Here is a 20,984-nt window from a genome sequence, read left to right on the forward strand (position 1 = left end):
TTAATAGGTTATTTCTGCTTTGTATAAATAGTCTTTATCATTATAGCGCAACGCCATGGTAATGTTCCATCGACCGTCTAACAAGCGTTCGTCAGGTATGAGCAAATTGTATCCGGACACTTCGATTGGGAGATCGAAATCCAGTTGCTTATTAGACGGTCTGTATAGGAACACTGTACCCTGCAATTTTGTTACATCGATTTCTTCCGGAAATGTGAGTTGCCAGCCTTCTGCTACCTTCCTTCCCAAAATTGCTTTCGAGAAATCCTTCAGGTTCGATTCGGCGTCGATCTCCTGTTGATAGGCAAGTTCTTTCTTATAATACTCTTCAGTGACCAGATCGTAATCGTATCGGTCGTCTGTACTCATGGTAATCACCATGAACATGATGAATCCTATAAAAAGCACCATTCCTATCGCTAATCCCGTTCCCCAGTTTATTTTCATAATAGTATGCGTCTTAAGACGCGGTTTTAGTTAAATTTATTTATCCGGGCGTGCCCCAGTGTCGCCGGGTTTTCACCCCGTCGTCCCTGCGTCGGGCTATCGCTGCAATTCCTCACCGCTTACGCGGTTGCGGGATTTTCGCTCTACCAGCCCGCCTGCGGCGGGTCCCTCACGCATTTTACTTATAACTTCGCGGTCCTAAAAAGGCAGCCGTGGTGGTCTCTACCAGTCGGTCTCCACTGTAAACCCCTATTTCCACTCTATCCTTATCACCTGTCAACGCACTGGCGTTGATCTCAATGAACAACGTTCCTTCAGATAGCCCTTGCGGAGGAACAACGAATTCGTCATGTGCCACCAGTTTCACTTCCCCCTTGTGCGAAAGCAACTCAAATCGTACCCCTTCGATTGCCGCACTGGTCTTATTCACCAATTTGAAGGTATACACATTGCTAATCATATTATTATCCTTATGCTCATACAATTGCCCCGGCAGACGTAAGATCCTTGCTTCCACGTCATTCCTTAGAAACAACATTCCCGTAAGAACAGCAACCAAAATAAACAGGACAGCCGTATATCCCTTTAAACGCGGTGTGAACTTGAATTTTGCTTTTTTCTCGATATTATCCTCACTTGCATAACGAATAAGCCCTTTGGGTAAGTTCACGGCTTCCATAATACTGTCACACGCATCGATACACGCGGTGCAATTAACACATTCCAGTTGTGTCCCGTTTCTAATATCGATCCCGGTAGGGCATACATGCACACATTGAAAACAGTCTATACAATCACCTTTTCCACTGGCTTCTCTGTCCTCATTCTTTTTAAATTTCGCACGCCCCACTTCCTTCTCACCACGTTTATGATCGTACGCGACCACAATCGATTTGTTATCTAGTAAAACCCCTTGCAAGCGGCCATACGGACAAGCAATGATGCATACCTGCTCGCGGAACCAGGCAAAGATAAAATAGAACACGCCCGTGAATATCAATAAAGAGATGAGCGTGCTCAAATGACTAAAAGGCCCGTCCAATATGTATTGTATCAACCGATCACTCCCTATCAAATAAGCCAGGAACACATTGGCTATTAGAAAAGAGATAATAAAGAAAATGGTCCATTTAAGAACACGCTTTCTGATCTTCTCAGCATTCCACGGCATCTTGTTCAATCGTATCTGTTTTCCGCGATCCCCGTCGATCCAGTACTCGATTCTTCGGAAGACCATTTCCATAAAAATGGTCTGCGGGCAGATCCATCCGCAAAAAATCCTTCCGAAGGCAACCGTAAAGAAGATTACGAACACTACCCCAATGATCATCATGATCACGAACAAGTGAAAATCCTGAGGCCAGAAAGGGAACCCGAAAATATTGAAACGGCGTTCCAGCACGTTGAACATTAAAAACTGGTTTCCATTGATCTTGACAAAAGGAGCGGCAAATAGAAAAATTAAAAGAACGTAGCTCACATATTTGCGATACTCATATAACCTTCCCGAAGGTTTCTTAGGAAAGACCCAAGCCCGTTTGCCTTCTTTGGTAACAGTTCCAATACTGTCTCTAAACTTTTCGTTCTTTGGGGTCTCCAAGGGTCGTTATATTTTTAATTCTTGCGTTATTGATTGTCTGTAGTGAGATCTTCCACGACCGGATCATCGGTCATGATCACCTGTACTTTGGTAGAATCGATCACTTCGACCGAAACATTGTCCACTCGTGCATTTTCGTCTATCCAAAGTTCCCCTTCCGGCTCTTTCGCTTCGGCAGGAGTAATTCCATGCAACGATAATACATAACTGGCCACCTGGGCCATCTCGGCCGGTTTAAGGTCGGTTTTCCAAGCCACCATTCCCTTTCCTGCGCGGCCTCCTTCAGAAATGGTATTGAACACATTCTTTATACCTCCACCCAAGATCCAATAATCGTCTACCAGATTGGGTCCAATTCCCCCGCCGCCATCAGATTTATGGCAGGCAACACAGTTCGCCTCAAAAATGGTCTTTCCAATGTTGATATCTTCGGCACCGGTAAGAAGTTCTACTGTATTTACGTCTACAAGGTCTTTGGCTGTTTTCTTGTATTCTTCGATCTCCGCACGGGCTTCTGCTACGGCAATTTCATACTCCTCATCCTGATTGGCATCATCGAATATATGATAGCGCACCATATACACTACGGCAAAGATGATGGTAGCGTAGAACATATATACCCACCAAGGCGGCAGATTATTGTCCAGTTCTTTGATCCCGTCGTAGTTATGATCTAAGATGATCTCCCCTTCCTTCTCTACCGGCTTGCTTCCCAATAACTTCTTATAGAGCCGCTTGAACCAACCAAACCGATTTTCTTTTTTAGCTGCTTCCGCAGCCAGATATCGCCCTTGAGCTTCCGGAGATAACCCGTTAAAAAGAATACGTTTCAAAGTTTCCGAAATGATTTCCACAGCGATGGCAAACAATACCAACATGGCAAGTACTGCCCAGATAATTGGATATTTCTCAATGGCCATTTGATCGCCGGAATCTATAGTGAACTCCAGTAGAAAAAATGCGAGGACCATAAAGGTGATGATCCGTAAATAGGAGGTTCCTGTTCTCATAATAAATCGTCGTTTTGTTGGTTGTTGGTTTCAAGTGGAATGTTGCTAACTTCACTAATGTGTTCTTTCTTAGCGGTAAAGACCCACCAAAAAAGGACTACAAAAAATATGAAGAAGATCAACAGTGAAATAATAGGATAGATCTGTACCCCATCGATGTTTTCTAAATTTCCTTTGATAAATCGTAACATACTTAATCGTTTTGCGCTGAAGCTTCAGCATTGTTGGTTACTTTAATATCGGTTCCAAGACGTTGCAGGTAAGCGATGATCGCGACCACCTCACGGTCCTTCATTTCAATAAAGGTCTCACCGTTCTCTTGCGCATATTGTTTGTCGGCTTCATAGGTTTTCACGAAATCGGGATCACTATAAAGGTTTTGTTGTATCGTTGCGCCCTGCTCATCCATCCACTCCTGTGCCCGTGCGATGTCCTCTTCAGTATAAGGTACGCCCAGAGAAACCATTGCCTCCATTTTGGCTTCGGTCATGGATTTGTCAAGTTTGCTTTGTATCAACCATTTGTACGATGGCATGATAGAGCCGGAAGACGTACTCTGTGGATCATAGAAGTGGTTCAAATGCCAGTTGTCGCTGTATTTACCACCTACCCTGAACAGATCGGGGCCGGTACGTTTACTACCCCACAAGAATGGATGATCGTAAACATATTCACCGGACTTTGAGTACTCTCCATAGCGTTCCACTTCACTTCTAAACGGACGGATCATTTGTGAATGACAGGAAACGCATCCTTCCCGTATGTAAATATCTCGTCCTTCAAGTTCTAGCGGTGTGTAAGGTTTTACACTGGAGATCTTAGGTACGTATTCATCGACCATAAGCGATGGGATGATCTGCACCATTCCTCCAATTAAGATCGCAATAGTAGCGTAGATTGTGAGTTTTACAGGGCGACGCTCCAGCCAGGTGTGGTACCCCTCTTTTGCGGTTCGCTTCTTGGTCACTTTCTCGAGTGCTGCAGCTTCGGCAAGTTCATCGGAAACCTTACTTCCGTTACGTACGGTCTTAACAACATTGTAAAGAGAAATAAAGGCACCTATAATAAACAAACTACCGCCAATAGCGCGCATCCAATACATTGGCATGATCTCACTCACTGTTTCCAGGAAGTTTCCATACGTAAGCGTTCCATCCGGGTTGAACTGTTTCCACATAGATGCTTGAACAAATCCGGCGACATACATAGGAAGCGCGTACATAATGATCCCCAAGGTCCCGATCCAAAAATGGAAGTTCGCCAGTTTGATGGAGTATAGTTTTGTTTTGAACAATTTAGGCACCATCCAATACAGCATACCAAAGGTCAAGAAGCCGTTCCACGCCAAGGCACCTACGTGCACGTGCGCAATGATCCAATCGCTAAAGTGAGCGATGGCATTTACATTCTTCAAAGATAACATGGGACCTTCAAAAGTTGCCATTCCATAACCTGTGATCGCAACGACCATGAACTTTAAAACAGGATCGGTTCGTACCTTATCCCACGCTCCTCTCAAGGTCAAAAGCCCATTGATCATACCACCCCATGAGGGTGCGATCAACATAACAGAGAACGCAACTCCTAAATTTTGTGCCCAATCGGGCAATGCAGAGTACAGCAAGTGGTGAGGCCCGGCCCAGATATAGATAAATATGAGCGACCAGAAGTGAACAATAGATAGTTTATAGGAATATACGGGTCGATTGGCGGCCTTGGGGACAAAGTAATACATCAATCCCAGGAACGGAGTGGTCAAGAAAAATGCCACCGCATTGTGCCCGTACCACCATTGTACCAAAGCATCCTGTACTCCGGCAAAAGCCGAATAGCTCTTTAAGGCACTCACAGGTAATTCAATACTATTGACGATATGAAGCACAGCCACCGTAACGAAAGTTGCCAGATAGAACCAGATCGCCACGTATAAGTGTCGTTGTCTGCGTTTTAAAATAGTTCCTATCAGGTTTGCTCCAAAGGCCACCCAGATCAAGGCAATGGCAATATCAAAAGGCCACTCCAATTCTGCGTATTCTTTGGAAGTGGTATAACCCAAGGGCAGCGTAATAGCAGCCCCAACAATAATTAACTGCCAACCCCAAAAGTTGAGATTACTTAGAAAATCACTCCACATACGGGCTTTTAGCAAACGTTGGGAAGAATAATATACCCCGGCAAAAATGGCATTCCCCACAAAGGCGAAGATCACGGCATTGGTATGCAACGGACGTAAGCGTCCAAAGCTTAACCAGGAGATCCCATCGGTCATGTTAGGGAACATGAACATAAACGCGAGGATGAGCCCAATCGTCATACCAACGATCCCCCAAATAAGGGTGGCCCAGATAAATTTCTTAACGACTTTATTGTCGTAATAGAATTGTTCTATTTTCATAGTGATTCGTGTTTCTCTTGATTAGTGTTTGATTGTTTATTCGATTTATTTTGGGTTGAAATTGTGGTGTCTTTGATCAATTCGTCTTCAAAGAGCATACGAACCGAAGGGGTGTATGTGTCGTCGTACTGACCTCTTTTTACTGAGAAAATGAATGCTGCGAAGAATACCAAAGCTACAATAACGCTTATGGTTAGTAATACATAAATAATACTCATACCTACCTGAATTATGCTGTAAAATTAGTACCGTAGGGTTCCCTAAAATATGACATCGGTCAGTTATACCTTATTTAAAATCGTTTTAAGTGAGTGCTTACATATTGTGTTGCCAGGGTGGTAAATACTACAATGGTTATGGAGCTCAACGGCATTAAAATAGCTGCGATCACTGGTAGTAAATTTCCTGTAACAGCAAACGAAACACCTACAATATTGTATAGCAAAGACAATAGAAAACTCCATTTTATGATCTTGATCCCTTTCTTTGAGATAGAAAAAAACCGGGTGATATCTGAAAAACGGGAAGCATCCAAGATACCGTCACAGGCCGGGGAGAAAACGTTTATGTTTTCAGAAATAGCGATCCCTACGTTGCTCTGCTTTAATGCTCCTGCATCGTTGAGCCCGTCCCCTACCATCATTACCGTCCTCCCTTGTTCTTGTAACGAACGAATAAATTCTAACTTGTCATTAGGTTTTTGGTTGAATAGCAATCGGGTACCGTATGGGAGCAACCCCTGCAGCCGCTCTCGTTCACCTTCGTTATCCCCCGATAATACGATAAGCTCCTTGTCCTTATGCAGGTCTTCGAAAACCTGAGCGACCCCTTCTCTATATTCGTTATGAAAAACATAGCATCCTTTGTACTCTTCATTGCTGCTCACATGTACTTTAGTTCTTGCCGCACCCTGTGCCGACAGGGTTGCTTCGGTTTTGTTACCGCTGCCCACGAAACTAGACGACCCAACCTTCATACGAAGGTCATTAGCACGCGAAGACATTCCCAGACCTGTCTCTTCCTCAAACTCGTCTAAGGTTTGTATGCCGTTATCCTTCAGCATATCGTACAAAGCCCGACTTAGCGGATGATTGGACGCACGCAGTGTATTGGTTAACAAGGTTTCTTCTTCCGAAGTAAGTGCGATCCCTTCATACGTGATCAAACTTTTTTTATGTGTGGTAAGAGTTCCGGTCTTATCGAACACCACAGTATCCACTTTTGCGATCTGCTCGATCACTGAAGCTTCCTTTAGGTAGAATTTATACTTTCCGAAGATTCGCAGTAAATTTCCCAAGGTAAATGGAGAAGCCAGCGCAATGGCGCAGGGACATGCAACGATCAATACGGCCGTGAATACGTTGAACGCCTGAGACGGATCGTATAATAACCAAAAAAGGGTCGATACAAAAGCGATAGACAGGACCGCTACTGTAAATCTCCTGCTAATACTGTCTGTAAGGGATTGAAACAGATTGGGTCGCTCCTTTTGAAACACTTCGTTACTCCACAATTGGGTTAAGTAACTTTGCTCTACAGGTCTTAGCACCTCAACTTCCAGCACACCCGCCATTTGTTTTCCTCCGGCAAAAAGCTTATCTCCGCTTCCCTTGGTTAGCGGTTCGGCTTCGCCTGTTACAAAACTGTAATCAATCAAAGCAGTTCCCTTGATAAGAATGGCATCTACCGGCAATAATTCGTTATTTCGAATAAGCAGGCGATCGCCCTTTTTAACTTCGTAGACCTCTGTTTGTTCTTCGGAAATAATTCCCCGATCGTCCCTGTGCAAACGAGTTACGGCTATGGGGAAATAAGACTTGTAGTCACGTTCAAAAGAAAGGAAGGCATAGGTTTTTTGCTGAAAGAATTTTCCCAACAACAAAAAGAAGACCAGTCCGGTGAGGCTGTCGAAAAAGCCCGAACCCCAGTCGAAGACAATATCCATTGTACTTCTAATGAATAGTGCTGCGATCCCAATTGCAATAGGAATGTCAATATTTAAAAAACCCGAACGCATTCCTCTAAACGCTGCGGTAAAATAGTCGCGCCCGGAGTAGAAAACCACCGGCAGTGAGAAGGTAAACATTAACCAGCGAAAAACATGTTTGAACTGCTCCAGCCAAAACTCTTCTTCTCCCCTTCCCAGGTCAAAATATTCGGGGAATGAAAGGAACATCACGTTTCCAAATGCAAACCCTGCAACCCCTAACTTATAGATAAGGCTTCGGTTGTATCTTTTTTTCTTCTTATTCGAATCTTCCAGCGAGATATTGGGTTCATAGCCAATACGACACACTAACAAGACAATCTCTTTTAAAGAAGCTTTTTCAGATTGAAATGTGACTCGAACGGTCTTTTCCGGGAAATTAACTTGAGAGGTCGTTACTGCCGGATGTAATTTTTGAAGGTTTTCCAGTATCCAAATACAAGAACTGCAATGAATGGAAGGTATAACGAAAGAAACTATTTGAGTACTCGTGTCGTTGAATTCCAGAAGCTTATCGACAATTGCAGTGTTGTCCAAGAAATCGAATTTACCAGAAACTTCACCGGGAGTCGTTCCCGGAGTCTTCTCGAGATCGTAATAATAACCCAGATCGTTCTCGCTAAGAATCTCAAAAACGGTTTTACAACCATGACAACAAAATGTCTTTTCGTTGTAGGGAATGACCGCGTCAACACAAGTATCCCCACAATGGAAGCATATAGCCATAGATTAAAATTTGCTCATTATACCTTTGGCAAAGGTTAGGATTATGAGTTTTTTAAAAAATGATTTATGTCAGCTATCAACCGAACCCTTTATTCTTTTTGAGATCTCCTTTTACAGGTACTGATCCCAAAAGGAGCGTACAAGGGACAAAAGCTCACGAAACTGGTTATCACAAAAATTGAGGCAAGTACCAAAAGTACGATCCCCAGCGTCCCTTCAATAATTCTGAAGTAGTAAAGTGCCAAGATTCCCAGTGCAATTACAATGCGAAGCATGCGGTCTGTGCCGCCCATATTTTTTTTCATATCAAAAACATTTAATAATCTATTGTAAAGATCAGTCACACAACAAAATAGACCTATGACAAATGTCATAACAAAAAGCCATACTTTTAAAAAAAGATAATTTTATCTTTTTATGAGAAATATCATTTTTTACCCTGAAATTCCTTTCGATTTTTGCTGTGTAAAAACAACTACTATGACAATTACAAAAGATAAAACCGTAGCCCAGATCGTTACCGAAAACATCAAAGCCTCTCATGTATTTAAAAAATACAATATCGACTTCTGCTGTGGCGGAGGTGTGACCATTGAAAAAGTATGCGAAAAGAACGGTGTCGCTTATGAGACCTTAGCGAACGATCTCCTGCAAATTAGTTCTTCGGTAGAAGATTCGAACGATTACAATACTTGGAAGCTTCCATTTTTGATCGATTACATTGTGAACATCCATCATGAGTATGTGGAAGAAAATCTTCCGCTCTTGCTAATGTACGCCTCCAAAGTATCCAAGGTACACGGACATCATTACAGTGAGGTGATCGAAATCGACCGTCTGGTTCGCGAGATCGCTTCTGAACTTTCTGCGCACATGAAAAAAGAAGAATTGATCCTCTTCCCGTTTATCAAACAGATGGTAAGAGCCGAAAAAGAGGGAACTTCGGTACCCGAACGTAACTTTGGTTCGGTAGATAATCCTATTCGTATGATGGAACACGAGCATGAAGAGGTTGGGGATCGCTTTAAAGAGATCGCGAGACTCACCAATCAATATACTCCGCCACAAGAGGCTTGCAACACCTTTAAGGCTTTATACGATAAACTGGATGAATTTGAGCAGGATCTGCACAAGCACATTCATTTGGAGAACAATATACTTCATCCCAAAGCACTTCAATTGGAAAAGCAATTAAAATAAGAACAATGTCCTGTACATAAAAAAGGGAGCGGCATTACGCTTCCTTTTTTATTTTTGTAGGTGAAGCTCGAAATGCACTTAAAAACACACATACAGATCGCCCTTGGCTATTTTTTGATCATTGCGCTGCTGGGTGTTGTTTTGCGCTTGTACCAAGTGGTGGATGTCCCTGTGACCTATCGGTTCATTGTACACACTCATTCTCATGTCGCGTTGCTGGGCTGGGTGTATACGGCCCTCACTACGCTTTTATATTATTGTTTTCTTCAAAAGGAACCAATTGAAAAAAAGTATCGGGTTATTTTTTGGGTCACACAGCTTACCATTGTGGGAATGATGGTATCCTTTCCTTTTACAGGATATGCCTTCTTCTCCATCTTGTTTTCCACACTTTTCCTACTGGCTTCCTATTGGTTTTGTTATTTTTTTCTGAAAAACGTTCCGGCTTCTAAAAAACAATTACCTTCTTTTAAGTTGATCCGTATATCGCTTTGGTATTTGATTATTTCCAGCATTGGCCCATGGGCTTTAGGGGCCATTATGACCACCTTGGGAAGCAGTTCTCCCTGGTATCGCAATGCGATCTATTTTTTTCTTCACTTTCAGTATAACGGATGGTTTATTGTCGCCATTTGCGGAATATTCTTCGTGATCCTGGAACGGTATCATTTTACGTTTTCCCGCAAAGCCTTCAGTAAATTCTTTTTTCTGCTGAATGCCGGGGTACTCCTTACCTTCTTTTTATCGGTATTGTGGATGAATCCGCATCCTGTTTTTTACCTATTGGCGGTGCTGGGAGGTGTTTTTCAATTAACAGCCTTCGGAATGTTGTTCTTGAGACTTTTTAAGGAACGTGCGCTTCTGAAGCATTCTCTTTCACCAGCAGTTCTCTTCCTGCTGGCGACTTCGGGAGTGTTCCTAACGGTAAAACTTGCCGCCCAGTGTTTGGGAGCCTTTCCGCTTTTCGCACAGCGTATCTCATCCAACATTGATCTCCTAATAAGTTATATCCACTGGGTTTTTTTAGGAGTGGTTAGCATTGCTATTCTTGCTTTTCTAAAACAATTCCAATTACTCCGTTTATCAGGTTTCACCTATATACTTTATCTTATCGGATTTTTACTTACTGAAATGCTTATGTTCTATAAAGGAGTTCTGGTGTGGACGAACGGGCGATTATTCAGCAGTTATCATTCATTACTTTCGGCAGCCAGCCTGCTCCTTCTTATTGCTATCGCTATCTTGTTCCTTAAACAATTTACCAAGAAAGCAACCTAATCTATTTTAACTTCTTTAGGGTTTTCCTGTTCCACAATCTCCATGAGTTCTTTGATGATGGCTTGTCCGCGATCCTTATTATACCACATTTGAAGCGTCTCTTTAAACGCTGCATCCAAAGCTCCGTGGGCTGCTTTATAGTCTGAAACCAATTGCGTGGCTGCCTGAGAACGCGGGCCCCAGCTTCTCGTCACTTCAAATTCTTCATCCAAGATTAAAAGCTTTGGAATGGACCGTGCACCCGCTGTAAGAAAGGCGTCCATTAATTGGGGGTGTTCATCTCTTAGAACGATTTTTAATTGAATAGCAGGCACCGCTTCTGCAATTTTGTTGAGTAAGGGAAGAGTTTGCGCTGCATCTCCGCACCAAGGTTCGGAAAGGACCAACCAGGTTTGCGGTTGGGAACTATCTTTAAGTCGTTTGGCCTGGATCTCTGTTAGGAAAAGAGTTTTATCCAGTCTTTTGCTTCGGCTGTAATTAAGTTTTGTAAAATCTATCTTCTCTTTTGTCAGTTCTCCTGTGGTTTGCCCGTTTTGCACCAATTGCTTGAACAGCAACATATATTCAGCATAGGTCATGGCTGCCATTACGGAATCTTTTATAAGTTTTTTCATACGTGTTTTTTTGTTTTATTTGATTCTGAATAGTCAATATTGAAGTAACCTCCTTTGTTTACAGTACGTTCCAAAGAATGTGTGATGATCAAGTGCGCGACGGTCACCATATTACGCAATTCACACAATGCAGTATGCAACGAATGGTCTCTGTAGAGCGTTTCGGTAATTTCATGGATTTGAGCAAGGTCTTCTTTGGCTTTTTCCAGCTGGGAAGTACTTCGTACTATTCCTACCTGTGTTCGCATAAGCTGCTGTAATTTCTCTGTGGTCTTCTGAAGCAGTTTCCCCTTCAGAAGCGGGCCTTTTTCCATTTGGAATCCGGGTAGTGCCACAGTCGAAGGTTCGATAGTATGCTTACAATGATAACTGTAAATTCGATGAGCATAAACCACAGCTTCCAATAAGGAATTAGAGGCCAGTCGGTTGGCGCCGTGTAATCCTGTTCGGGAGTTTTCACCGCAGGCAAAAAGATTCCTAACCGAGGTTCTCCCCCAGCGATCAACCACAATCCCGCCACACACATAATGTGCCGCCGGAACCACCGGGATCCAATCTTTCCAAATAGCTATCTGCTTATGCCCGCAGGCCTTGTAAATATTGGGAAACTCATGCCTGAAGGCCTCAATATCGAGATGTGTACAATCCAGATAGACATAGGGTACTTTTGAAGCTTTTATTTCAGAATCGATCGCCCGTGCTACAATATCCCGGGATGCCAGTTCTTCCCTGTCGTCGTAATAACGCATAAAACGCTCTCCTTTGGAATTTCGCAAATACGCCCCAAAACCCCGGACTGCCTCCGAAATAAGAAAGGATGCTCCGTCGTGGCCCTCGTACAAAGCGGTGGGGTGAAATTGTATAAATTCCATATCCCGAATACAGGCTTTTGCCCTGTATGCCATTGCGATTCCGTCTCCCGTTGCAACAGCAGGATTGGTAGTATGCCCATAGACCTTCCCAACGCCTCCTGTTGCCAGCGTAACGCTGTTTGCTTTAACGGTTATGATCTCGCCGGTCTTCTCATCGAGCACATAGGCCCCATAACATTGAGTGGTATCCCTTTGACTTCCCGGCAACGGAGCATGGGTAATAAGGTCGATCGCAAAATGATGGGCTAATATTCGAATGTTTTCAAATCGCCGGACGCGATCCAACAAAGCGCGCTCAATCTCAGATCCGGTCGTATCTTTATGGTGCAATACACGTGATGCTGAATGCCCGCCTTCTTTTCCCAAGGCAAAATTTCCCTGTGGATCTGTGTCGAATCGAACACCCCAGTCCATGAGTTCCCGCAAGCGCTTCGGTCCTTCTTCAATTACACGTGCTACCACAGCAGTATCACACAACCCATCTCCTGCCACAAGCGTATCATGAATATGTTCCTTAAAGGAATCTACTTCAGCATTAAATACAGCAGCTACACCGCCTTGTGCATATTTGGTATTGGACTCCGACACGTGGGATTTGGTCACAATAGTGACTGTTCGTTCGGGAAATTCACCGGCCAGTTTGATCGCCAGGGATAAACCCGCTACGCCCGATCCTATAATAAGATACTGTGTCTCTGTCATATTACTTTGATAATTCCAACATACGTTCAATAGGCATTAGCGCACGTTGCCGAATGCTTTCTGAAACTTCGATCTGAGGTGTTTCATATAGAAGGCAATTGTATAGTTTCTGAAGTGTATTGAGCTTCATAAAGGCGCATTCACTACAGGCACAACTGTTGTCTTCCTCTGCCGGAGCAGGGATAAGAGTAGTATTGGGCACTTCTTGTTGCATTTTGTGCAAGATGCCCGCTTCGGTGGCGACAATGAATGTCTCCGAAGGATAAGACCTAACATAGTCGATCATCCCTGCAGTAGAACCAATATAAGTGGCAACATCCAGTATATGCGCCTCCGATTCGGGGTGAGCAATGATCTTACTGCCCGGGTATTCACTGTAAAGTGCCAAAAGTTTTTCTATGGAAAATGCTTCGTGGACGATACAGGCACCGTCCCACAATAACAGCGCTCTCCCTGTTTTTTTCTGAATATATTTTCCCAAGTTCTTATCGGGTGCAAAGAGAATGGGAACTTCTTTTGGAATAGAATTTACTATTTGCAACGCATTGGAAGAAGTACATACCAGGTCGCTCATGGCCTTGATCTCTGCGGAACAATTGATGTAGGTAATGACTACGTGCTGTGGATGCTCTTTGATAAGTTGCGCAAAGGCTTCCGGCGGACACGAATCGGCCAAAGAACACCCCGCATTAAGATCGGGCAGGACTACTCTTTTAGCAGGATTTAAGATCTTGGCCGTCTCTGCCATGAAATGAACGCCGGCAAAAACAATGATATCTGCATTGGTCTCTGCCGCTTTTTGGGACAGTCCCAAACTATCTCCTACATAATCGGCTATTTCCTGAATGTCCGGCTCCTGATAGTAATGTGCCAAAATAACTGCGTTCTTTTCTTTTTTAAGTTTCGCAATGGCTTCAGTTAAGTTTTCTTTCAAGGGAGTTACTTTTCTCGCAAAACTAAACAGATTGCCTTTCAATAAATATGATTAAAATCATTGTTGTGTCCTTTAAAACTGCTAATCGTAAAGCGCTTACGATAATTTCAGGAACAAAAAAGACCTTTATCTCTTTTTATGTATCTTAGCCTGAATAAAATTACCCCTTTAATGCTTTCAAACGCTTCAAAATATGCCATCCGGTCGATCTTATATCTGGCAACTCATACTTCAGAAACAAAAAAGATAAATGTCAAGGTGATCGCTGAAGAACTGGAAACACCACCTTCGTTCTTAGCTAAATTATTACAGCAGCTTACCAACAACGGATTGGTATCTTCAACAAAAGGGCCCAACGGCGGATTTTATCTGGACGAGAAGAATCGAAAAAAGTCGCTTTGGGACGTGATCACCTGCATTGACGGTACCGATAAGTTCAATCAGTGTTTTTTAGGGCTTTCAGAATGTAATGATCGAAACCCCTGCCCTGCACACGCCATGGTAGCCCCTTTTAAAGAAAAGATCCTTACAAATTTTCGTGATAAAACCATTGCAGAATTTGCAGCAGAATCCTTGGAAAAAGGAACCTATCTCACCTTAAAACAAACTGAGATACTTTAAGTCCGTCCCAAACGAACTGTTTGAACAAACCCTTTACATAAGGGTATTACGATCATACATAAAGAAATGACCAGTATCAACCCGAAGAAACTTATCGCCCCATATACCATTGTGAGACCGTCCTGCATTTCAGAAAAAATGCCCTGCCGGATACCGTACATCCAATAACTTTTCTTGATTCCTGCCATAAGCAAGGCACACCAAAAAAGAAAAAGCGACACATTGAAAAGCTGCAGTCCTCTTTTAATAAGCCATTGTTGGGTCGTAAAAGCTGCATTTGCTTTTCCTATAATAAACATAAGAGCAGAAAGCAAAATAGTGGTATTGATCCCTATAGTTGTGCCCATTGAGTGGGCTACTGTAACATGGGTGCCGTGTGTAAAAAAATTGATCGCCGGTATGGAAAAAAGCAAGGCCAGTATTAAATTTAGAAAGATCCATATATCTGCAGACATCATAAAGCGTGTAGCCATAGGGTGGTTCATGCGGTCCACCTTAGGAAGTGATCGTCTCCAATTGTAGATTATGGATCCCAAGACCACCCACTCTGTCATACTAACTGCGTAGGCGACATACCGGATCCAGGGTTGTGTAGGCAAAAAATAGGTATGATGCGCCCACCCGAACATAAGATTTGTTAGCCCTAAAAAGTAGAAAAAAAAGGCGATCTTACTAGTGGCCAGCTGGCTGTCCTTTTTAATTTTGGACATCACAAAGATTGAGATACCATAGACCAACATGTTCCAGGAGCCCGTAAAAGAACCATAGGATTTCCACTGCACGGACATGTCTTTTACAAAATGTATTTTGAAATAGTCAAAAAGCCAAAGATGTGCTTCAGAAATATGATAAACCATAAAAACGATTCCTGTTCCCCACATCCAATAGTAGACGGGCCAGTTGCGTACTTTTTTCCGAAGTGTCCCAAAATAATTAATTCCGAAGAGAACCCACCCTATAAGAACAGGGATGACAAAAACAGGCGCAAAGGCGAAATATTCCCTTCCTTCCATATATCCAAGGGCGTAGGAAATGTAGATCCCTATTCCCGTGAGTAAAAAAAGAAAAAAGTGAACTCCCAGTAAACGCGGGGTGAACAGCTTTAGATTTTCTACCTGCGTAAGGAAGAAATAAATACTTCCTGTGGCTGCCAATACGATCCATGAGATAACTGAAGTAACATGAAAAGGCCGTAATTTGGTAAAGGGAGTATATTCTTTTAAAAGTTCGGGGTAGACGTACTGAAGCGAAGCCGTAAGTCCGAAAATGATCCCCGCCAAAAGAGCACTTAAGGCAAAAATAAGAAAGTACAGAGAACGCTTATCTGCCATTTTTGTATTTTAAGGTAACCCAACCGCTGTTTTCGATGCTGGCGTCAAAGTTGGGATAATAACCAGTTTCATCAACCATACGCAAATACTCAATAATAGCGGCCTTCTCATTCTCTGAAAACTGAAATTTCGGCATACTTTTCACACCACTGTTCAAAAAGGCATTGATATAAACAGGACCTTTGTCGGGGTGAGAATACACGTTGGTGAGATCGGGTCCCAAATAACCGCCCAAACCGTATAGTTGATGGCAGGACCAGCAATTGTTTTCCTGCCACAACTCCTGTCCTTTTACCGCCTGTGGCGAAAGAGCCGCTGTGGCCGTGTATGCTTCGGAAGTGTAAATAAAGTAATTGTAAACTGAAAAGAGTGCAAGTAAAATTGCGATCACAAAAATGTACCTTTTTGTAATTTTTGACATTTTAGTTAGGTATAATAAGTTGTTAAAAATACCCAAAAACGTTTCCTTCAAATATGACATTTATCAGTCTTGTTCTCATTTTAAAAAAAATTAATTCTATAACAGAGATATGATTTTAATCATTCTGAAGCTCATTTCTGTTTCCTAATTTTATAAGTTTATTTTCTGAACCTATGCTGAATAAAGAAATACTGTCCCCACAAAGTATTGTAGTAGTTGGAGCCTCCAATGATGTAAAAAAACCGGGCGGCAAAATGCTGAAGAATATACTCGATGGAGGGTTTAAAGGCGACCTTTTTGTGGTAAACCTGAAAGAAGAAAAGGTACAGGGTATTGCCACCCATGCTTCGGTAAAATCTTTACCCGAGACCGATCTTGCGATCTTGGCCATTCCTGCTCCTTATTGCCTGGAAGTTGTCACGATTCTTGCCCAACAAAAAAGGACCAGAGCCTTTATTATCATCTCGGCTGGTTTTGGAGAAGCAGATCCCGCAGGGGCAGCTTTAGAAAAACAAATTACCGATGTGGTGAACAGCGTGAACGGCTGTTTGATAGGTCCCAATTGTATAGGGGTGATCACGCAAAACTATAAAGGAGTTTTCACGTCTCCAATTCCCACTTTCGACCCAGGAGGGTGTGATCTTATCTCGGGATCTGGGGCGACCGCAGTATTTATCATTGAAGCCGGGATGGCGTTAGGAGTCACTTTCGCCAATGTATTCTCGGTTGGAAACGGCGCCCAGACAAGCACCGAGGATATTTTGGAGTATATGGACCTCCATTTTGATCCCTCCCGAGATGCGCCGGTAAAACTGCTCTATCTGGAGACAATAAAAGATCCTGCAAAACTTCAGAAACACGCAACTTCGTTGCGAAAAAAGGGTGTGAAAATAGCTGCTATTAAAGCCGGAAGTACAGCCGAAGGAAGTCGGGCAGCAACATCACATACAGGAGCCCTGGCTAGTAGCGACATGACGGTTCGAGCTCTTTTTCGAAAAGCGGGAATTGTATATTGCAGCAGTCGGGAAGAGTTGTTGAGTGTGGCTTCCATCTTCAAATACAAACCACTGCAGGGAAAGAACATTGCGATAATAACCCATGCCGGGGGCTCGGCTGTGATGCTGGCCGATGCCTTAGCCAACGGAGGATTGAACATTCCTCCTATCCAGGGCCCCGATGCCGAGAAATTAAAGACCTATCTGCACCCCGGTTCTTCTGTGGCCAATCCTATCGATTTTCTGGCTACGGGGACGGCCGAACAGTTAGGCATCATCATCGATTATTGTGAGCATAAATTCGATCACATTGATGCGATGGTGGTAGTATTTGGCAGTCCGGGGCTGTTCGATGTGGAACATGTTTACAATGTGCTTCGCGTAAAGCTGGACCTTTGTAAAAAACCCATATTTCCGGTATTGCCTTCGGTGATCAATGCCCAAAAGGAAATTCAATCCTTTATCGCTCAGGGGCATATTAATTTTCCCGATGAAGTGGTTTTGGGGAAAGCACTCACACAAGTATATAAAACTCCGCAACCTGCTTCGGAAGAAGTAAGACTTCCTGCCATGGATTCTGAAAGCATACGAGCAATCATCGACAGAAACAAAGACGGGTATTTAAATATCAAAGACACCGAAGCACTCATGTATGCGGCAAAAATTCCTCAAATAACAATGCTTGTGGAAAACCAAAAAGATGTCCTTCTTTCCGAAGTAAAAAAACTGGATTTCCCGGTGGTAATGAAGGTCGTTGGTCCACTGCATAAAACGGATGCAAAAGGGGTGCTTCTCAATATTACTTCTTTAGAGGAGGCTTCGGAAGCGTTCGATCAATTGATGCGAATTGAAGCAGCTACTGCTGTGATGGTTCAGCCGCAACTAACAGGGTTGGAATTGTTCGTGGGAGTTTCAAAAGAACCTTATTTTCCTCACACCATTCTTTGTGGTCTTGGCGGAATCTTTATAGAAATCCTCAATGATTTCGCTGCCGGCTTGGCTCCCATTTCAGAAAGAGAAGCGAAAGCAATGCTCCGTTCCCTGCGGGGCTACAAATTGCTGCTGGGGGTGCGCAGTACTGAAGGGATTGATGAGACCGTGTTCATTGACATCATTAAGCGAATCGCCGGCCTGGTACAAATCGCCCCCGAGATCACCGAGATGGATATCAACCCGCTTATTGGTACAAACACCACCCTTTTAGCGGTAGATGTTCGTGTGAAGATTGACAGGTCGATTCCCTAGAATTTTATTTACAAAAGAAGTAAAACCGCACAAAGCAACAGTAAAAAGAAAATAAGGAGAAGTTTCCAGAACAGATGAGCGCGTCGAAGTTCCATAAAATAAAAAGCTACTCCAATGATCTTTAGAATCGCCAGCCCCATGAGGATAGAAGCCGTTTGTTGCAACTCCGGATTAGAGAAGATAAGAGAGGTAATAGTAAGAAATAAGAGCAATAGCCAAGTTATGTTGAGTGTCTTTTCCATAGCTAATAAAGTAAATAGAGAACGGGAAAGAGCAGCAACCAGATAAGGTCGCACAAGTGCCAAAAGGCCCCGCCGGCTTCAATGTCTTCCGTTTTTGTCCCGTAGGGGTTATCACGAAGTCCTAAATACAAACTGCCTAAGATTACCAGTCCCACAAGCACATGCACTACATGAAATAGAGTTAACATCCAATAATAAGAGAAGAAAGTATTATAGTCTATCCCTAATCCAACTGCTGCCTTATCATAATATTCGATACTTTTTAACCCCAAAAAAAGCAATCCTCCCAAAATGGTAATCAATAAAAATTTTCGGCTTTTTTGATATTCCTGTTTTTTAAATAATTGAACCGATTGGGCCATACACCAACCACTGCTGAGCAAGAAAACTGTATTGATCATCCCATAGGTTCGATTGAGCAATAGTCTTGAATCATGAAATAACTGAGGGTTTTCCTGTGCATCTAAAGCCATAAATACCAGGGCGATTCCAAAAGTGATCAGTTCTAAATAGATAACAATCCAAAGTAAAATACCCCCCGGCGGATAATAAAGGTTTTTATAATCAATTTTTGCAAATCCCATGATACTAACTTTGGTGTTTTATCTTATCGTACAGTTTCACTAAAGACTGAAGAAGTTCTACAGGTGTAGTGAGGATCTGATAATGGTTTTGGCCGAACATCTGGGGAAGATAGTATTTCGCCTGTGCCTCAATCGCAAGGGCGTAGGAATGTATTTCCCGCTGATTCAATTCCCGAAGTGCTTGTTTCACATCCTGTATCCCGTATGTTCCTTCGTACTTATCGTAATCATTTGGTTTTCCGTCAGAGATCAAGATCACCCATTTGTTCTTAGAGTCTCGCTGATCCAATAAAGCTCCGGAGTGTCGCAATGCGGCGCCAATTCGAGTATAACCGCAGGGTTCTGCCGCACCAATACGGTGCTTAGCCTTGTTCCAGTCTTCATCAAATCCTTTTATGGTTAGATACGTGCTGTAATTTCGGGTTTTGGAGTAAAAACAATGGATAGAGAAATCGACGTTGAACTCTTCCAAAATCTCTCCAAAGATGATGGAAACCTGTTTCTCCACATCTATCACTTTATTCCCGGCGGCATACCCGTCACTGGAAAGGCTGCTGTCCAGTAAAATTAAAATGGACAAATCCTTTTCCTTCTTCCGTTTTGACAAGTAAATTTTTTCTGAAGGCGTGCGCCGGGAATGAACATCCACAAAAAGGTCTGTGATTGCGTCCAGATCGAATTCTTCGCCATCGGTCTGTCGTCGCTGTTGGCGGTATTTATTATTAACAGAAGTTAGCATTTTCCGAAGTCCCATTAAAGTAGAAGCATTCTCTTGGATCGTTCGCTTATAATAAGCACTATCCGTCTCCTGCTGAATTTTTGGATAGACCTTACAAAAATCGGGCTTATATATGCGTTTGGCGTAATTCCACTCGTCGTAAAGCAGATGAAAAGCTTTCGAAGCTACCGAAGCACTTTCTGAAATTGTCGTATTCTCAATAAAATCGGCTTGATAGATCGAATGCGTGGGATCATCCACCCTAACGGTCTGTTTCATTTGCAGATCTTCCAATGCGTTGGCGTGGTCGTCCAATTCGTCATCTCCGTCAAAATCGCGCCAACCCCCTTCCCACTCTTCGGCGGTTTCCACTTTTTCAAAGTTATGGGTCAACACATAATCTTCTTGCGCTTTCTTGTCAATTTCGAGAGAGACGATCTCTTCCACGGCATTCGCCTTAAGAATGGTATGTATCTCCTCCTCAATGGCGCTTTTCACTTTTTCTGAAATATGCTGAAGTGTTTTTTTTGCAATTGCTTCAGGATCGTTGTGCATCCATTTCCCGTAAAGGAAGGAAGTATCCGGTTGTCCTTTTTCCGAAGCATCTTTTATAAACAATGCTTTTAGCCTGTCATGGATGGGTTCCACCATGGGATATTGATGAAAAAGTTCTGCCAGGACCATTTCGGAAGTTTCCAAGGCATTCTCGCGGGCCTCTTCCAGAGTGTGTTCTTGGCCCGTAACAAAATTGAAGTTCAGACTCTTCTGTATAGCAAGATAGAGTACACGATATAGGTAGAAAGCTGTATTTTCTGCTTCCAAAGGGAACCTATCAAACCGCGTCGGCAGGAAAAAATTACTATTCTTGTATCCTCCCTCATATTCTGCAGGATAGATTTCTATGGCTGCACCGGATACGGCCCTCGCAATGAGGGTAAGCCTTGGTTTGATTAGCATGAGCTCTACGGCATGTAGATTTGCCTCCCGGGCAATCTTCTTCCGGTTCTTAAGGAAATTGGCTACTTTCGAAAAAAGGAATTCATCGGGTTCGAACATAACAGC

General features: G+C 43.0%; 20 protein-coding genes. 4 read left to right on the forward strand and 16 right to left on the reverse strand.

Annotation, left to right across the window (positions count from 1 at the left end; genetic code table 11):
* The 8 genes from JS40_RS04700 to JS40_RS04735 form a co-directional block, all read right to left on the reverse strand.
* Positions 1-447, reverse strand: a complete 447-nt coding sequence (locus tag JS40_RS04700; protein WP_034258772.1) for a FixH family protein — start codon at positions 445-447, stop codon at positions 1-3.
* Positions 448-625: 178 nt separating this feature from the next.
* A complete protein-coding gene (ccoG, locus tag JS40_RS04705) occupies positions 626-2,047 on the reverse strand; it encodes a cytochrome c oxidase accessory protein CcoG (RefSeq protein WP_034258774.1) in 1,422 nt (473 codons plus the stop codon).
* A 26-nt stretch (positions 2,048-2,073) separates the two neighbouring features.
* On the reverse strand, positions 2,074-3,057 hold the full coding sequence (locus JS40_RS04710) for a cbb3-type cytochrome c oxidase N-terminal domain-containing protein (protein WP_034258776.1): 984 nt from the start codon (positions 3,055-3,057) through the stop codon (positions 2,074-2,076).
* The gene (locus tag JS40_RS04715) at positions 3,054-3,248 is read right to left on the reverse strand and encodes a cytochrome c oxidase subunit IV (RefSeq protein ID WP_034258777.1); all 195 of its coding nucleotides are present in this window, start codon (positions 3,246-3,248) and stop codon (positions 3,054-3,056) included. Before JS40_RS04715 ends, JS40_RS04710 begins: the two co-directional genes overlap by 4 nt.
* A gap of 2 nt (positions 3,249-3,250) precedes the next feature.
* Positions 3,251-5,452 (reverse strand): cytochrome-c oxidase, cbb3-type subunit I, encoded by a 2,202-nt coding sequence (gene ccoN, locus JS40_RS04720; RefSeq protein ID WP_034258779.1) that lies wholly within the window; start codon positions 5,450-5,452, stop codon positions 3,251-3,253.
* Positions 5,449-5,670 carry a cbb3-type cytochrome oxidase assembly protein CcoS gene (gene ccoS, locus JS40_RS04725; RefSeq protein ID WP_034258780.1) on the reverse strand — a complete coding sequence of 74 codons (222 nt, stop codon included), beginning with the start codon at positions 5,668-5,670 and terminating at the stop codon, positions 5,449-5,451. Before ccoS ends, ccoN begins: the two co-directional genes overlap by 4 nt.
* A gap of 74 nt (positions 5,671-5,744) precedes the next feature.
* Positions 5,745-8,165 (reverse strand): heavy metal translocating P-type ATPase, encoded by a 2,421-nt coding sequence (locus JS40_RS04730; protein WP_034258782.1) that lies wholly within the window; start codon positions 8,163-8,165, stop codon positions 5,745-5,747.
* 89 nt (positions 8,166-8,254) lie between these two features.
* Positions 8,255-8,470, reverse strand: coding sequence for a YgaP family membrane protein (locus JS40_RS04735; protein ID WP_034258783.1), 216 nt, complete (start codon positions 8,468-8,470; stop codon positions 8,255-8,257).
* Between the two features lie 175 nt (positions 8,471-8,645).
* Between JS40_RS04735 and ric the strand changes: the two genes are divergently transcribed.
* A complete protein-coding gene (ric, locus tag JS40_RS04740) occupies positions 8,646-9,365 on the forward strand; it encodes an iron-sulfur cluster repair di-iron protein (protein ID WP_034262089.1) in 720 nt (239 codons plus the stop codon).
* Positions 9,366-9,437: 72 nt separating this feature from the next.
* Positions 9,438-10,643: a hypothetical protein gene (locus JS40_RS04745; protein WP_034258785.1), complete on the forward strand. Its 1,206-nt coding sequence runs from the start codon at positions 9,438-9,440 to the stop codon at positions 10,641-10,643.
* On the opposite strand, the gene JS40_RS04750 is transcribed toward JS40_RS04745, so the two are convergent.
* Genes JS40_RS04750 through nadA form a run of 3 tightly spaced genes read right to left on the reverse strand, consistent with a single transcriptional unit; the run spans position 10,640 to position 13,765 of the window.
* A complete protein-coding gene (locus JS40_RS04750) occupies positions 10,640-11,257 on the reverse strand; it encodes a thioredoxin family protein (RefSeq protein ID WP_034258786.1) in 618 nt (205 codons plus the stop codon). The two genes, JS40_RS04745 and JS40_RS04750, sit on opposite strands and share 4 nt — an antisense overlap.
* Complete coding sequence (gene nadB / locus JS40_RS04755) at positions 11,254-12,831, reverse strand: L-aspartate oxidase (RefSeq protein WP_034258788.1); 1,578 nt, start codon at positions 12,829-12,831, stop codon at positions 11,254-11,256. The genes JS40_RS04750 and nadB overlap by 4 nt, the downstream gene beginning before the upstream one ends.
* Position 12,832: 1 nt before the next feature.
* On the reverse strand, positions 12,833-13,765 hold the full coding sequence (gene nadA / locus JS40_RS04760) for a quinolinate synthase NadA (protein WP_034262092.1): 933 nt from the start codon (positions 13,763-13,765) through the stop codon (positions 12,833-12,835).
* Positions 13,766-13,936: 171 nt separating this feature from the next.
* Here nadA and JS40_RS04765 point away from each other — a divergent pair, with 171 nt between their 5' ends.
* Positions 13,937-14,386, forward strand: coding sequence for an RrF2 family transcriptional regulator (locus JS40_RS04765; protein WP_034258790.1), 450 nt, complete (start codon positions 13,937-13,939; stop codon positions 14,384-14,386).
* On the opposite strand, the gene JS40_RS04770 is transcribed toward JS40_RS04765, so the two are convergent.
* Both JS40_RS04770 and JS40_RS04775 read right to left on the reverse strand, forming a co-directional pair.
* Positions 14,383-15,717: a cbb3-type cytochrome c oxidase subunit I gene (locus JS40_RS04770; protein WP_034258792.1), complete on the reverse strand. Its 1,335-nt coding sequence runs from the start codon at positions 15,715-15,717 to the stop codon at positions 14,383-14,385. The two genes, JS40_RS04765 and JS40_RS04770, sit on opposite strands and share 4 nt — an antisense overlap.
* Positions 15,707-16,138 carry a c-type cytochrome gene (locus JS40_RS04775; RefSeq protein WP_051957497.1) on the reverse strand — a complete coding sequence of 144 codons (432 nt, stop codon included), beginning with the start codon at positions 16,136-16,138 and terminating at the stop codon, positions 15,707-15,709. The genes JS40_RS04770 and JS40_RS04775 overlap by 11 nt, the downstream gene beginning before the upstream one ends.
* Positions 16,139-16,311: 173 nt before the next feature.
* On the opposite strand from JS40_RS04775, the gene JS40_RS04780 reads away from it, so the two are divergent.
* Positions 16,312-18,378 carry an acetate--CoA ligase family protein gene (locus JS40_RS04780; protein WP_034258794.1) on the forward strand — a complete coding sequence of 689 codons (2,067 nt, stop codon included), beginning with the start codon at positions 16,312-16,314 and terminating at the stop codon, positions 18,376-18,378.
* An 8-nt stretch (positions 18,379-18,386) separates the two neighbouring features.
* Here the strand turns inward: JS40_RS04780 and JS40_RS04785 are convergent, their stop codons facing one another.
* Genes JS40_RS04785 through JS40_RS04795 form a run of 3 tightly spaced genes read right to left on the reverse strand, consistent with a single transcriptional unit; the run spans position 18,387 to position 20,978 of the window.
* On the reverse strand, positions 18,387-18,620 hold the full coding sequence (locus JS40_RS04785; RefSeq protein WP_034258796.1) for a cytochrome C oxidase subunit IV family protein: 234 nt from the start codon (positions 18,618-18,620) through the stop codon (positions 18,387-18,389).
* A 2-nt stretch (positions 18,621-18,622) separates the two neighbouring features.
* Positions 18,623-19,204: a cytochrome c oxidase subunit 3 gene (locus JS40_RS04790; RefSeq protein ID WP_034258798.1), complete on the reverse strand. Its 582-nt coding sequence runs from the start codon at positions 19,202-19,204 to the stop codon at positions 18,623-18,625.
* A 4-nt stretch (positions 19,205-19,208) separates the two neighbouring features.
* On the reverse strand, positions 19,209-20,978 hold the full coding sequence (locus JS40_RS04795; RefSeq protein ID WP_034258800.1) for a nitric oxide reductase activation protein NorD: 1,770 nt from the start codon (positions 20,976-20,978) through the stop codon (positions 19,209-19,211).
* Positions 20,979-20,984: the final 6 nt, after the last annotated feature.

Origin of the sequence: Altibacter lentus, from assembly GCF_000746845.1 — a bacterium.
GTDB lineage: Bacteria > Bacteroidota > Bacteroidia > Flavobacteriales > Flavobacteriaceae > Altibacter > Altibacter lentus.

What these genes read in the sequence shown, in the direction of transcription:
- JS40_RS04700 (WP_034258772.1), bottom strand. Translation starts at nt 447, where the DNA reads ATGAAAATAAACTGGGGAACGGGATTAGCGATAGGAATGGTGCTTTTT.
- ccoN (WP_034258779.1), bottom strand. Translation starts at nt 5,452, where the DNA reads ATGAAAATAGAACAATTCTATTACGACAATAAAGTCGTTAAGAAATTT.
- JS40_RS04735 (WP_034258783.1), bottom strand. Translation starts at nt 8,470, where the DNA reads ATGAAAAAAAATATGGGCGGCACAGACCGCATGCTTCGCATTGTAATT.
- nadB (WP_034258788.1), bottom strand. Translation starts at nt 12,831, where the DNA reads ATGACAGAGACACAGTATCTTATTATAGGATCGGGCGTAGCGGGTTTA.
- JS40_RS04795 (WP_034258800.1), bottom strand. Translation starts at nt 20,978, where the DNA reads ATGTTCGAACCCGATGAATTCCTTTTTTCGAAAGTAGCCAATTTCCTT.
- JS40_RS04710 (WP_034258776.1), bottom strand. Translation starts at nt 3,057, where the DNA reads ATGAGAACAGGAACCTCCTATTTACGGATCATCACCTTTATGGTCCTC.
- JS40_RS04750 (WP_034258786.1), bottom strand. Translation starts at nt 11,257, where the DNA reads ATGAAAAAACTTATAAAAGATTCCGTAATGGCAGCCATGACCTATGCT.
- JS40_RS04765 (WP_034258790.1), top strand. Translation starts at nt 13,937, where the DNA reads ATGCTTTCAAACGCTTCAAAATATGCCATCCGGTCGATCTTATATCTG.
- JS40_RS04745 (WP_034258785.1), top strand. Translation starts at nt 9,438, where the DNA reads ATGCACTTAAAAACACACATACAGATCGCCCTTGGCTATTTTTTGATC.
- JS40_RS04785 (WP_034258796.1), bottom strand. Translation starts at nt 18,620, where the DNA reads ATGGAAAAGACACTCAACATAACTTGGCTATTGCTCTTATTTCTTACT.
- ccoS (WP_034258780.1), bottom strand. Translation starts at nt 5,670, where the DNA reads ATGAGTATTATTTATGTATTACTAACCATAAGCGTTATTGTAGCTTTG.
- JS40_RS04780 (WP_034258794.1), top strand. Translation starts at nt 16,312, where the DNA reads ATGCTGAATAAAGAAATACTGTCCCCACAAAGTATTGTAGTAGTTGGA.
- JS40_RS04790 (WP_034258798.1), bottom strand. Translation starts at nt 19,204, where the DNA reads ATGGGATTTGCAAAAATTGATTATAAAAACCTTTATTATCCGCCGGGG.
- ric (WP_034262089.1), top strand. Translation starts at nt 8,646, where the DNA reads ATGACAATTACAAAAGATAAAACCGTAGCCCAGATCGTTACCGAAAAC.
- JS40_RS04715 (WP_034258777.1), bottom strand. Translation starts at nt 3,248, where the DNA reads ATGTTACGATTTATCAAAGGAAATTTAGAAAACATCGATGGGGTACAG.
- JS40_RS04775 (WP_051957497.1), bottom strand. Translation starts at nt 16,138, where the DNA reads ATGTCAAAAATTACAAAAAGGTACATTTTTGTGATCGCAATTTTACTT.
- JS40_RS04730 (WP_034258782.1), bottom strand. Translation starts at nt 8,165, where the DNA reads ATGGCTATATGCTTCCATTGTGGGGATACTTGTGTTGACGCGGTCATT.
- JS40_RS04770 (WP_034258792.1), bottom strand. Translation starts at nt 15,717, where the DNA reads ATGGCAGATAAGCGTTCTCTGTACTTTCTTATTTTTGCCTTAAGTGCT.